The following is a 13,378-nucleotide window of genomic DNA, read 5'->3' on the forward strand; positions in this document are numbered from 1 at the left end:
CGCCTCCGCGTTGCTATACCGAAACCGTCGACGCCCGACCGATGCGCTTCCGCTCCTCGACCACCGAGCGAATGATGTCGTCCAGCGTGCGCACCGGCTGGAAACCGATCAGCGACCGCGCCAAGGCGCAGTCCGGAACGCGACGCTGCATGTCCTCGTACCCCGGCCCGTACGCTTCCTCGTACGACATCCGGACGGTGCCTCCGGACGCGCCCGTTATGGCGATCACCCGATCAGCGAGTTCGGCGATGGAAACCTGCTCCGTACTGCCCAGGTTGACGGCCGCTCCCCGCGCCTCCTCCTGATCGACCAGCCGCACCAGCGCGGGAACGACGTCGTCGACGTGGCAGAAGCACCGCACCTGGTCTCCGCTGCCGAAGATCGTCAGCGGCCTTCCTTCCAGGGCCTGGGTGACCAATCGCGGGATGACCATGCCGTAGCGACCGGACTGCCGCGGCCCGACCGTGTTGAACAGCCGCACGATCACAGCGCGCAATCCTCTCTCCCGCACGTAGGACCGCGCGAGGCTCTCGTCGAGCGCCTTGGCCTCCGAATACGTCCAGCGCGACTTCAGCGGGGAGCCGAGCACGCGGTCGTCGTCCTCGGTCAGCCCGACCTTGGTGTTCTTGCCGTAGATCTCGCTCGTGGAGGCCACCAGCACGCGTGCGCCGTGGCGGTTCGCCGCATCGAGCACGTTCTCCGTCCCGTGGACGTTGGTGAGCATGCCCCGCATCGTGTGTTCCTGGATGACGAATGCACCCACGGCTGCGGCCAGGTGAAAGACCGCGTCCACACCGGAAACCAGGTGGTCCACCAATGCGCCGTCGAGGATGCTGCCTTCGACCGCGCGGAAGCGGTCGTCATCGGGCGGGAGGTTCGCCGCGCTGCCTGTGCTCAGATCGTCCAGTCCGACGACGGTGTGCCCATCGGCCAGCAGGTTCGCGACCAGGTGGGAACCGATGAATCCGGCCGATCCCGTCACCAGTGCCTTCATCGGCCCTCACCCGCCCCCGACGGAACTCGGCCACGCCCCTGCCTCGTCCGACCCCACAACCGGGAGTAGAGACCGTCGATCCGGCCGGTCACCGATTCGATCCCGTAGTTGCGCCGGATGGCCGGCTCTTCCGCTCGTGGGCGGGCCGCCCGGATCTCGGCGCTGATCTCCCCGCGAAGACCATCCGGGTCGCCCGGCACGCAGCGAGCGCGGTCGGTGTCGATTCCCCGCAACGCCGGGCAGGTGGTGTAGAGCACGGGTACTCCGTTGGCTAGCGCCTCGAGCACCGACAGGCCGAAGGTCTCCTGCGCGGACGACGCCACGTACAGGTCGAACGCCGACAGCATCGCCGACACGTCGTGCCGCTCACCGGCGAAGATCACGTCGTCTGCTATGCCGTGCTCGCGGGCCAGGATCTCCAACCGCGCGCGATCCGGCCCGTCTCCGACGATCAACAGCCGGTTCCCCGAACCCAGCAACGGTGCCATCGCATCGATCACCAGGTCGAAGCGCTTGTTCGGGTCCAGCCTGCCGAGTACGCCGACCACGTGGTCCCCGTCGTGGATGCCGTGCTCGGCTCGGACTCGTACGCGCGCGGACGGATCGAACTCCACCCGCCCGAAGTCGACCCCGTTGGGAATGACCTCGATCTTGTTCGGGGACATCCCCCAGTCCACCAGGCGGCCGGCCACCGTGTCCGATACGGCGATGGTCGCATCGGAGAAGACATCCGTTCCCAGGTACAGCGCGCGGACTCCCCACGTCATGCGCCTACGTTCCAGGTGGGTCTCGCCGATGGAGTGCTCGGTGGAGACGACCACACGGGTTCCGGCCATGCGGGCCGCCAACCGTCCGTAGACACAGGCCCGGTACAGGTGGGTGTGCACGACGTCGTAATGCCCGTCGCGCATGATCTCCCGGAGCCGCAGGAGCGCACTCACCTGGGTGTTGCTGCTCATGCCCAGATCACGGACCCGCACTCCGTCGCCGGATATCATGTGCGCCACGTCGCCGGGGTTATAGAGCGCCAGGACGTCGGCTTCGTGCCGGGTGTGCTGCAAGATCGACCGCAGTTGCAGCTCGGCCCCGCCTACCCCCAGACCGGTGATCACGTGCAGAACTTTCATCGTTGTCCTTCCCTTCGGCCCGTGCACGGCCGATCAGTGAGCGAATCGTCGCGGCCAGCACGATCCCGCCGGTACGGGCCACGATCACCACATCCATCCACAGCGACCAGTACTCGATGTACTGGTTGTCGAATCGGGCCCGGTCGCGGATCGACGTATCACCGTGCAGCCCGTGAACCTGCGCCCAACCGGTCATTCCACCCGGCACCCGGTGCCGGTCGTCGTATCCCGGGATCTCGGCGCTGAACCGAACCGCGTAGCACGGTCGTTCGGGGCGTGGCCCCACCAGGGACATCTCCCCCCGCAGCACCGAGAACAACTGGGGCAACTCGTCGCAATGGGTACTGCGGAGCCAGCGGCCGAGGGACGAGCACTGCTCGTCCCGCACCGTCCAATCCTGCGCGGTTCCGCTCGGTACGGTGCGGAGTTTGACGACCTCCACCGAACTCCCGGCCTTCGAAATCCGTGACTGCCGAAAGAGCGGACCGCACCCATCGCACAGCCGAAGCAGCAGCGCCAAAGTCAACAGCAGCGGCGCCAGCACGATCGTCAGGATCCCGCCGACCACCAGGTCGAACCCGCGTTTGACCAGATCCCAGCTGGGGCCGGGGCGACGCATCGGCACCAAGGGGACTCCTCGGACCTCATCCAGGCAGCCGCGGGGAACCATCATGCCGAGCTCGGGCAGCCGAGGAACCACGCATACGTCGATCGCGAGCGCGCGGCAGGACCGCAGCAGCGAGACGGTCTCCTCCTCCGCGGTTCCCTCCGAACACACGATCACGCGGGTGATGTCGTAACGGGACACGACCGCAGGCAACTCACCCACCGTCCCGAGCAGAGGTGCGCGGTGTTCTGCGGTGCTCGACCCGGCCCCCACGAATCCCCGCACGTGAAGGCCGGATTCCGGGTACTCGTCGAGAAGGCGGGCCACCTCGGTTCCCACCGTTCCCCCGCCCAGCACGACTGCCTGTTCGACCAGCAGGCCGTGCGAGCGCGCCGCCCGCAATGCCGTGTTCAGTCCACCGCGGACCACGACCAGAGCCCCCAGCGTCCACAACCCCAGTGCCACGGCCCCGGCGAACGGGAACAGCGCGACGAACGGCACCAGCGGAACCAGCACGGCCGCCCCGATCCGCGGCACTTGATCGGAGACTCGGAGGCAGATCCGCAACCTGTGCTGACCCTCGATGTTGAGAGCTCCGAACACCGCGAGGGAGTAGGCGAGCGTTCGCCAGCCGACCGGTCCGACGAACCCCACGAGTGCGAGAAGGACAGCGGCATCCGTCCCCGGCAAGAGCAGTGTCGAGGCGGACCTCCGAATCAGCACCCCGGAACGCGGGCGCAGCAGCGGGCTCGGGCCCGCGACGACATCCCCACCGCCCAATACCGTCGTGCCGCTCTCCTGATCCGCCAGCTCGGTCACTTTCACGTCCCGACCCTCCCTGCTACTCGGCTTCGCCGAGCGCCCGTGGAGCTGAGCCTGCCCGCGACCCGACGCACCGCGTAGTCCGCGCCGTAGACGAACCGCATGACCGGGCCGTGGCTCGGTGCGACCGCAGCACCGACGAAGAACAGTCCTGGAACCGAGCTCTGGAAATCCGCCCCCACCCGCGGCGTTCGGGCGACCGTGCGCAACCGCGAGCGCAGCTGCGGATTGAGGAACGTCAACCGGCCCAGATCCGGCGGATACCCGGTCGCGCTGATGACGTGGTCCGCGGTCAACCGCCGCGACTCGCCGTCCGGCAGGCGCACTCCGAGCTGGACCCGGTCCATTTCCGGTCGTGCCCACTCCAGCGCCTGTTCGAGGTGAACCGGAATCACGTCCTCGACCCGCTCACGCAACCACCACGCACCCGCCGGTCCCAGAGCCGTGCGAGCTCGGTAGATCCGCGTACCGGTGGGAAGGTGGCGGAACCAGGCGGGGTGTTCCGAGTAGAACCACGTCGAAATACCCGAACCCAGTCCGGCTTCGGGTTCGCGCATGCGTTGCAGCAGCGGACGATCCGGCTTGAGCGGAAACCCGTTCCACATCAGCCGGCGAGCGCGCGCCAGCAGTCGCACCCGGGCGCCGTTCTCGTGGAGCAAGGCAGCCGACTCCAGTGCGGACTGTCCCGCCCCCACGACCACGACTCGCCTGTCGGCGAACCCGCTGAGATCGTCGTGTTCGGAGCTGTGCGTTGCCAGCTCCGGCGGGAGGTCGGCGAGCTCCTCGGGAACGCGCGAGAAATGCTCCACGCCGGCAGCGACGACCACGTTCCGCGCGATCACCCGCTCGCCGTCCTCGATCGTCAAGGCGAAGTAGCTCGGCCCCTGGAAGATGTCGGTGACCATGGCTCGTTCCACGTCCAAGGCCTGTTGGTCGCGGAACCATTCGCCGTAGGCCAGGAAAGTATCGAGGGAGACCGGTACGCCGTAGTCCCCGTACGACCGACCGGTCTCGCGGCAGAAGTTCTTCAGCGTGAACCTGCCCTCGGGATCGGAGAGGTTCGAGGCGAAACCCTGCGACTTGAGATACATGCCGCGGGGCATCGCGGTGCGCCAGAGGTTCATCGGCTCACCGAAGTGCCTGAAGGACACCCCGGCACTGCGTAGGTGCGCGGCCAGCGACAGGCCGTACGGCCCCGCACCCACGATCGCGACGTCGACAAGGTCGTTCATGTGCTGTCCTCCCCCACTGTGGTACTGGCTCCCGTGGTCTCGATGACGGCGGGACACACCTGGTGGCGGCGCGTCGTGAAAGCGCACACGCCGGTCCACCGTGCCGCTCCGGCGGAACGGCCGGTGCGGAAAATCGGGGCTGGAGCCGGGGCCGGGCGAGCACCGGGACCAATGGGCAGCCGGGACATCGCACGCCGACCCATCCACCCGACCATCAGAGCGAAGGGCAGCAGATCGTCTCCGGCGAACCAGGCGGTCTCATCGACCCCGCGCAACGAACGTGCCCAGTCACCGATCCCGAGCTCTCCCTGGCTCCAGTAGCGACCCGCCGCGATCGGATCGTAGTTCTCGACGAGGAATCGGCGTCCGGTCAGCGGTATTCCACTGGGGATCCCCTGGCCCGTGAGGTCCAGGTAGGACGCGAATGCCACATCGATACCCGCGGTGTTGGTGAAGAGCCGGAACTGCGCTCCCAGCCGCGGGTTGAAGTCCAGCAACTTGTACCGACCGTCGCGCGCGTCATACCGGAAGTCGAGATCCGCGACTCCGTGGAACTTCACCTTGCGCAGCAGTTCGGTCGCGGACCGCCGCAGCGCGGGATTGTCCACACACTGGCCGAGACTGGTCAGGCCGGCGTGCGCCGGGTAGGAACGCTCCTTCACTCCGGTGTAGGCCGGTTCGCAGTGTGCCGACCCATCGCAGTAGCCGTGGAAGAACCAGTCGTGACCGCGCCCGCCCGGCACGAATTCCTGCAGCATCAGCGCGCCGGACTCAGCGTCCACCTTGGATCGGAAGAGCTCGGCGAGATCATCACGGCCGTGGACGATGGAGGTACTCGGCAACCCGGAACTGATACCGCACCAGGGGGTCGCGAGTTTTGCCGCGACCGGGTAGCCGACCCGCTCGGCGAACGAGAACGCCTCTTCCGAGTTCGTCACCAAGTGTGCCTCGGCATGCGGTATGCCCACCCGATGGCAGAGTTCGTGCATCGAGTACTTTCCCGCCACCCGGCGCGGCAACGAACTCGGCGGCTCGGTGAAATCGAACCTCTCCCGCAGGATCGCCCCGCGTTCGGCCAGGAAGATCGCCCCCATGTCGTCGGTCGGACAGAGCACCGCCCGGCGTCCTATCCGGTCGGAGATGGCGAACAATCCCTCCACCACCCGCTCCTCTTCGGCGATGGAGGGATGCCAGAGCCACCTTCCCCGCAGATACCGGGAGTGCGCGGCCGGTGACCAGCGGCTCTCGTGCACCGCGTAGACCGGCACACCGCGTCTGCCCAGCGATCGGATCACGCCCAACCCGCCGTGGTGCAACGCGTTCGGATCGAACTTCAGCACCACTGCCGGAGTCGAGGTGTCGTACTCCTGCGCCGAACTTTCGGTCGCGGTCACCCCAACCCCCTCACACGACCTGGCGGTGGGCGGCTTCGTCGTACTGGTAGGTCGCGTCCAGCACGAGCGGGAACTGCTCGATCCAGCCGTAGTCGAAATCCGGGTGAACCGTGTGAACCACCACCAGGTCCCACGAATCCACGTCCGGGTTCGCTTCGCTGTGCAGCATCCGGCCGTCATCGAGTTCGACCGACGGGACGAGGGGGTCGTGGAATCCGACCTCCACACCGAACTCGGCCAATCCGGACAGCACCGGCAACGCGGGGGAATCCCGAAGGTCGCGCACTCCCGCCTTGTAGCTGACTCCGGCCAGCAGGACCCGCGAGCCCGACGCGTCCAGACCTTCTTCGGCGAGAACCTCCAACACTCTCCGCACCACCCGCCGGGGGCGCTCAGCGATCGCCCGCATCGCCTGCTCGATCATCGGAGCACCATGACCTGTCTGTCGCAACTGCCACAGCAGGTAGTGCGGATCGCAGGGAATGCAGTGCCCGCCCACACCCGGACCGGGAAAGCTGCCCAGGAAACCGTAAGGCTTGGTGCCTGCGGCGATGGTGACCTCGATGGGATCGAGCCCGAGCACTCCGCACACGTCGGCGACCTCGTTCGCCAACGCCAGGTTGACCGCCCGGAAGATGTTCTCGTAGAGCTTGGTCAACTCCGCCGCCTCGGGCGAGCTCACCAGGTAGACGGAATCGGTCAACGCTCCGATGACCCGTCCGGCGCGTTCGGCGCAGCTCCCGGTTACGCCACCGACTATGCGCGGAGTCTCCCGCTGCACGTGGTCGAGGTTTCCGGGGTCGATGCGTTCCGGGCTGAACGCCACGAAGATGTCGGTTCCCACCACCGCCCCGCGTTGCTCCAGCGGCTCGACCAGCAGCTGTCGGGTGGTCCCGACGAAGGTGGTCGACGTCAGGACGATGGTTTGCCCACGGATGGCGTGCTCGGCGAGGGTCGCGCATGCTTCGCTCAACGCCGTCAGGTCGGGTATGCGTTGCTCGTCGACCGGCGTCGGCACGCAAACGATGACCGCATCCGCTCGTGCGAGCACGGACGCGTCATTGGTCAGTTCCAGCCCGCCGGAGGCCAGCATGGACGCCAGCCCTCGGCGATCATCCGGCGGAAGGTCGACTTCGCCGGTCTTGATCGCGCGCAGCCGGTTCTCGCTCACGTCCAACCCGATGATCCGGGCGCCACTGGACCGGAGCGTGTAGGCCGTCGGCAGTCCGACGTAGCCCAGTCCCATGACCACGACCGATTCCTCACTCGACAGCGCACCGTCAGCGTCGGTTCCGGACGGGCGCGGGACGGGCACCAACCGCTCGGCGAGGAGACGTTCCCGCCCGTTCACGGCGAGGGAGAGCTGATGCTCGGTCACGATTCCTCCCACCAGATGCAGTGACGACGGTGTCAACGGTGGCAGTTACCCGCTCCCCGCATCTCCGGCATCGGCGGTAGCGCACCTACCCACTGCGCAGGAATCTCGCCGGGCCGATCTTCACCGCCTTCGGCGCGAATTCCGCTCGTGCCGAAGGCGCTTCGCCACCAAGCGAATCGCGCCGTCGCGGTCCCCCACATACGTTCTCGGGAGTGCGAACCGCCCCTGCGCGGGCCCACGCCAAATGGCCATCCCGTATTCATAACCCTCGTCCAGTACGGCTCCGGCCACCCGCGGGTCGACGTGGCCATACGGGTAGCAAAATCCCTGAACCGGTTGCCCGGAGATCTCCCGCAGGTCGCGGTGGCTGTGCGAAATCTCCTTGGACAGCTCCGGTTCCGCGAGATCCACCAGGGACTGGTGCAGCACACCGTGCGAGCCGATCTCCATACCCGAAGCGGCCACCTGCTCGACCTGCTCGGCCGTCATGAGGGCTTTTCGGGGCCCATCGGCATCCCACGCGTTGTTCGCGCCGAGACGTCCCGACAGTACGAAGACGGTCGCGGTCCAGCCATACCGCACCAACGTCGGTACGGCGTTCTCGGCAAAATCCGCATAACCGTCGTCGAACGTCATGCCCACCAGACCGCGCGCGCCACCACGCTCCCGCGCGCGGAGCAGTTCGCACATCGACACGCCCCGCAGGCCGAGGGCACGCAACCAGGCAAGCTGGCTTTCGAAGCGGACCGGATCCACCGTCACCGAGTACGGATCTTCGGTGTATGTCGAAATCGAGTGATACATCAGGACGTAGGGGAACGCGTCCCCTGCGTCGGCTATCGCGCGCTTGCCCACCGTCTGCGTCATGGCGGCCGCCTTCGTCGGCTGCAGATCACGCAAAACCTACGACCACCGCAACGAACGAGGGATCCGCCCGATGCGGTACCGGGGCTACCGCATCGGCAGGATAGTCGAGATCACGTCCGACCAGCGCGCCGGACGGTAGCCGGCCCGGACGCCGGTGGCCGCCCCGAACACACGGGGCGGCCACCGGTTGAGAGCTCGTGGTGTCAGATCGTCCAGGTGTCGTGCCCGGTGAGCAGTGACTGGAGATCCGGTGGATTCTGCTGGGCCGCCCACCGCGTCTGCTCCCGTGCGAGATCGTCGTAACTGTCGCGCTGCACGGAACGGAACACGCCGGTCACGGTCGGATCGAGATCTTGCCCGCCGAGTCGGGAGAGCGCGAACGCGTAGGCGCTGTCGACCTTCTCGGCGTCGTGGACGATCACTTCCGCCTCGTCCACTTCGTTGAGCTTGGCCACTCGCAGATCGCCACCGGCGTCCCGGACCACACCAGAACGCTCACCTTCCGGTCCGAAGGTGATCGGTTCGCCGTGCCGCAGGGGGATGATCCGGCGCTGCTTCTCATCGGCGTCCTTGAGCACGTCGAAGGCGCCATCGTTGAAGATCGGGCAGTTCTGGTAGATCTCCACGAACGCACTGCCCCGGTGCTCGGCCGCGGCACGCAGGGTTTCGGTGACGTGCGCCTTGTCCGAGTCGAGCGTCCGGGCGACGAAGCTCGCCTCCGCACCCAGCGCCAGCGACACCGGATTGAACGGATGGTCCAGCGAACCGGCCGGAGTCGACTTGGTCACCTTGCCGACCTCACTGGTCGGTGAGTACTGCCCCTTGGTGAGACCGTAGATCTGGTTGTTGAACAGCAGAATCTTCAGGTTGACGTTGCGTCGCAGCGCGTGGATCAGGTGGTTGCCCCCGATGGACAGCGCATCGCCGTCCCCGGTCACGACCCAGACCGACAGGTCGGGACGGCTGGTGGCCAGCCCGGTGGCGATCGCCGGAGCACGGCCGTGGATGGAGTGCATCCCGTAGGTGTTCATGTAGTAGGGGAAACGGCTGGAGCAGCCGATGCCCGAGACGAACACGATGTTCTCGCGCTTGAGGCCCAGCGACGGCAGGAAGCTCTGCACCGCGTTGAGCACGATGTAGTCACCACACCCGGGACACCAGCGAACCTCCTGGTCGGATTTGTACTCCTTCGCCGACTGCTTGTTCTCCGCGGTCGGAACTCCGTCCAGTCCACCCGGCGCGGGCAGACCCAGGTCCGTGGTCACGCGGACACCCCCTGCACGACTTCGGTGAACACGTTCTGCAACTCCTCCGCTCGGAACGGCAAACCGGCCACCTTGGTGTGGCTGATCGCGTCGATCAGGTACCGGCCACGCAACAGCATCGCCAGCTGACCGAGGTTCATCTCCGGCACGATCACCCGGTCGTAGTGCCGCAGGACCTCTTCGAGGTTCCCCGGCATCGGATTGAGGTGCCGCAAATGCGCTTGGGCGATTTCCAGCCCGTCGTTGCGCACTCGCCGACAGGCCGCCCCGATCGGACCGAACGATGATCCCCATCCGATCGCCAGCACCCGGGCCCGCCCGGACGGATCGTCGACCTCGATGTCCGGCACGGAGATGCCGTCCACCTTGCTCTGGCGCAGCCGGACCATCTTGTCGTGGTTTTCCGGGTCGTAGGAGATGTGGCCGGTCCCGTCGGCCTTCTCCAGGCCACCGATCCGGTGTTCGACGCCCGGGGTGCCCGGCACTGCCCATTCGCGGGCCAGGGTTTCCGGATCACGCAAGTACGGCCAGAACTCACCCGAATCGTCGGGCGCGTTGGGCTCGGTGGCGAACTCGACCCGGAGGTCCGGCAATGTCGTCACGTCCGGTATGAGCCACGGTTCGGAACCATTGGCGATCGCCCCGTCGGAGAGCACCAGCACCGGGGTGCGATACGCCAGTGCGATCCGCGCCGCGTCGAGGGCGATGTCGAAGCAGTCCGCAGGTGAGCATGGCGCGATGACGGGCACCGGTGACTCGCCGTTGCGTCCGTGGAGCGCCTGCAGCAGATCTGCCTGCTCGGTCTTGGTCGGCAGCCCTGTGGAGGGACCGCCCCGTTGGATGTCGCAGATCAGCAGGGGCAGCTCCATGGTGACCGCCAAGCCGATCGTCTCGGATTTCAACGCGAGGCCGGGCCCGGAAGTGGTGGTCACGCCAAGCGACCCGCCGAACGAGGCACCGAGCGCCGCACCGATGCCCGCGATCTCGTCCTCGGCCTGGAAAGAAGTGACACCGAAGTTCTTGTACTTGGACATCTCGTGCAGCACGTCGGACGCGGGCGTGATCGGGTAGCTGCCGAGGAACAGCCGAAGCCCGCTGCGCTCTCCGGCCGAGACCAAGCCGTACGCGAGTGCCGTGTTGCCGGTGATCTGTCGATACGTGCCCTTCGGCAGCGTGGCCGGAGCGACCTCGTAGGTCACCGCGAAGGACTCGGTCGTCTCACCGTAGTTCCAACCCGCATGGAAGGCCAGCACGTTCGCCTCCGCGACCTGCGGTTTCTTGGCGAACTTCTCCCTGATGAACCGTTCGGTCCCCTCGGTCGGCCGGTGGTACATCCAGGAGAGCAACCCGAGCGCGAACATGTTCTTGGCCCGTTCGGCTTCCTTCCTGGGGAGCCCGGTCGGCTCCACCGCACCCCGAGTCAGCGCGGTCATCCCGACCTTGTGCACCGAATAGCGGTCGAGGTCGACGGATTCCAGCGGGTCGCCCTCGTATCCGACCTTGGTGAGGTTTCGCTTGGTGAACTCGTCGGTGTTGACGATGAGCGTCCCGCCGTGCGGGAGATCTCCGAGGTTGGCCTTCAACGCCGCCGGGTTCATCGCGACCAGCACGTCCGGGCGGTCTCCCGGGGTCAGGATGTCGTAGTCGGCGAAGTGCAGCTGGAAGCTCGAGACGCCCGGCAGCGTACCGGCGGGGGCTCGGATCTCCGCGGGGAAGTTCGGCAGCGTAGCCAGGTCGTTGCCGAAGGCCGCCGCCTCCGACGTGAAGCGGTCACCGGTCAGCTGCATGCCGTCCCCGGAGTCCCCCGCGAATCGGATGACCACCCTGTTGACCTGGCGAACACCGTTCTCCGGCGCACCGGTCGTGACTCCCGTCCCCGGTTCATCCGAGGGCAGACGCCCGTTCGTTGTCACCAATTGCCCTGTTCCCTTTCACCCGCGAGCCCTCATACGCCCTGTGATGGACGATACAGCCCCTGCCACTGTTCCTACCTCCAGCTGAGGACACGATCAAGCCGCAGACCGACTCCGCGTCTTACTCCCGCAGCGAACGCAGCATGGATCTTCAGACCTCCGGGGTGCACTCCCTGAACCCGACCACGGTTCTCCCTCGATCAGCTCGAATTCACGATCGCGGACCGGACCGACCATGGGAATGGTCCTTTCCACACCGGGCTAGGTGAGTACCACGAAAGGGACGCAGACCACCTCCGAACGGTTTGATGCTCGGCATTCGCAGAATTATCCGTGAACCGTCCGGGGCGATATCCCACGTTCCGGACACTTCAGCTTCCCCCCTCCCTCGATCGGGAGAGTCTCGAGAGCGCCAACTTCCAGCGCGGCGTGCGCCGCCTCGACCAGTTGCCGGAGCACGCGCCGGACACCACGTCACGGTCGTCCCGGCGAGCCACGACGAGAATGAGCGGGAAACCTCCGGGGCAGTCGAGAACGATCCCTTGACAGACGGTCACACGGTCCTGCATGAGCAGCGGACTCGATCGCACTCCGATTCCACCAAAGGGGACAGTCGGCCAATCGGATACGTTCCCGGAGAACATTCGGCGGCTTTCACGAGAGTAGCACTCAACAATTCCCGTGGCCGGTTGCATAAACCGCTCCGCACGCCGCTCGACGGCTTGGCCGCAGAGGCAGTCGGCGACAAAATCAGTACTGTGATTTACGCCATACTTCGGTAGGTAATCATTGTTGACTAAACGCCGTATACTCTGACCGGGTGACGCGTGGCGGCAATCGTTCCGAGCTGATCCGAACAATGATCACCAGAACGCCGTCGCAGCCCTTCCTGAACCACTCGGCTGCCGCCATCGAGACCGCACCCCGCACGTTCGGCGAGCGCGGCGTTCTGGTCCGCACGCCGCCTTGTCAACGCCGCCGCCTTGTCAACGCCGCCGCCTTGTCAACGCCGCCGCCTGGTCAGCACGACTGCCGAGAATTTCTCCACCGCGCCGAAGAACGGACCAACGTCCCGCCCGACAGCGTGCGGAGCCACGTAACCTGAGACGCGGACGTGCCCGCGCGGTGGCGCGGAACCGCCGGGGCGGGCAACAACACTTCTCCTCCGGGCCGCGCACCAGTCCGGCCACCCGTTCAAGGGGCAGCACCGCTGGCCGGTCCGCTTCGGAGGGCAGATGCATGTCGACCAGCACGCCCGCGAGCCGACCCAGCACCACTCCCCCGCGCTCGGACAGGACACGAGCCCCGGTGTCGAGCCGGAGATCGGTGAGCCGAGGGTCGATCGTCGCCGCGCTCGTCCTCGTCGCCACCACCTTCTCCGGTAGTCACATGGTCGTCGGCGCAGCCAACGCGGCCGCCCCCGCAGCACGGGAAGGACGAGCCGTCGCCGTCACGGTCCGCATGGCCGAGTACCGCCTCGACCTGCCGAAAAGGCGGTTCATGCCGGGCGCGTATGCGATCACGGCGCACAACGCGGGCACCCGACCGCACGCCCTGGTGGTCAGTGGACCGGGAAACGAACGCAGCCGCACGCCCGTGCTCGAACCCGGCGAGTCGTCGCGACTCGACGTGACTCTGCGCAGCGGCATCTACGAGTTCTACTGTCCGGTCGGCAACCATCGCGCGCAGGGCATGCACGTCGTCGTCAACGTCGGCTGACCGCCGGGACCATGACGACACCTCCTGCGCACGCAGACCGTGCATTCCGCCCATCACTCG

Annotated in this window: 10 protein-coding genes; 1 reads left to right on the forward strand and 9 read right to left on the reverse strand. The window is 66.8% G+C overall.

The annotated features are described in order from the left end of the window. Positions 1-13 precede the first annotated feature (13 nt). The 9 genes from ACYVAN_RS02890 to ACYVAN_RS02930 form a co-directional block, all read right to left on the reverse strand. Positions 14-994: an NAD-dependent epimerase/dehydratase family protein gene (locus ACYVAN_RS02890; protein ID WP_460955310.1), complete on the reverse strand. Its 981-nt coding sequence runs from the start codon at positions 992-994 to the stop codon at positions 14-16. Next, the gene (locus ACYVAN_RS02895) at positions 991-2,121 is read right to left on the reverse strand and encodes a glycosyltransferase (RefSeq protein ID WP_460955312.1); all 1,131 of its coding nucleotides are present in this window, start codon (positions 2,119-2,121) and stop codon (positions 991-993) included. The genes ACYVAN_RS02890 and ACYVAN_RS02895 overlap by 4 nt, the downstream gene beginning before the upstream one ends. Further along, positions 2,012-3,553 carry a sugar transferase gene (locus tag ACYVAN_RS02900; RefSeq protein ID WP_460955314.1) on the reverse strand — a complete coding sequence of 514 codons (1,542 nt, stop codon included), beginning with the start codon at positions 3,551-3,553 and terminating at the stop codon, positions 2,012-2,014. Before ACYVAN_RS02900 ends, ACYVAN_RS02895 begins: the two co-directional genes overlap by 110 nt. Then, positions 3,550-4,782, reverse strand: a complete 1,233-nt coding sequence (locus tag ACYVAN_RS02905; protein WP_460955316.1) for an FAD-dependent oxidoreductase — start codon at positions 4,780-4,782, stop codon at positions 3,550-3,552. Before ACYVAN_RS02905 ends, ACYVAN_RS02900 begins: the two co-directional genes overlap by 4 nt. Then, complete coding sequence (locus ACYVAN_RS02910) at positions 4,779-6,176, reverse strand: carboxylate--amine ligase (protein WP_460955318.1); 1,398 nt, start codon at positions 6,174-6,176, stop codon at positions 4,779-4,781. Before ACYVAN_RS02910 ends, ACYVAN_RS02905 begins: the two co-directional genes overlap by 4 nt. Positions 6,177-6,186: 10 nt before the next feature. Further along, complete coding sequence (locus tag ACYVAN_RS02915; RefSeq protein WP_460955320.1) at positions 6,187-7,554, reverse strand: nucleotide sugar dehydrogenase; 1,368 nt, start codon at positions 7,552-7,554, stop codon at positions 6,187-6,189. Positions 7,555-7,674: 120 nt separating this feature from the next. Next, positions 7,675-8,421 (reverse strand): polysaccharide deacetylase family protein, encoded by a 747-nt coding sequence (locus ACYVAN_RS02920; RefSeq protein ID WP_460955322.1) that lies wholly within the window; start codon positions 8,419-8,421, stop codon positions 7,675-7,677. A 203-nt stretch (positions 8,422-8,624) separates the two neighbouring features. Further along, complete coding sequence (locus ACYVAN_RS02925) at positions 8,625-9,686, reverse strand: 2-oxoacid:ferredoxin oxidoreductase subunit beta (RefSeq protein WP_460955324.1); 1,062 nt, start codon at positions 9,684-9,686, stop codon at positions 8,625-8,627. Continuing rightward, a complete protein-coding gene (locus ACYVAN_RS02930) occupies positions 9,683-11,599 on the reverse strand; it encodes a 2-oxoacid:acceptor oxidoreductase subunit alpha (RefSeq protein ID WP_460955326.1) in 1,917 nt (638 codons plus the stop codon). Before ACYVAN_RS02930 ends, ACYVAN_RS02925 begins: the two co-directional genes overlap by 4 nt. 1,326 nt (positions 11,600-12,925) lie before the next feature. On the opposite strand from ACYVAN_RS02930, the gene ACYVAN_RS02935 reads away from it, so the two are divergent. After that, positions 12,926-13,318, forward strand: coding sequence for a cupredoxin domain-containing protein (locus ACYVAN_RS02935; protein WP_460955328.1), 393 nt, complete (start codon positions 12,926-12,928; stop codon positions 13,316-13,318). The last annotated feature ends 60 nt before the right edge of the window (positions 13,319-13,378 follow it).

Source organism: Parasphingorhabdus pacifica, assembly GCF_054779195.1.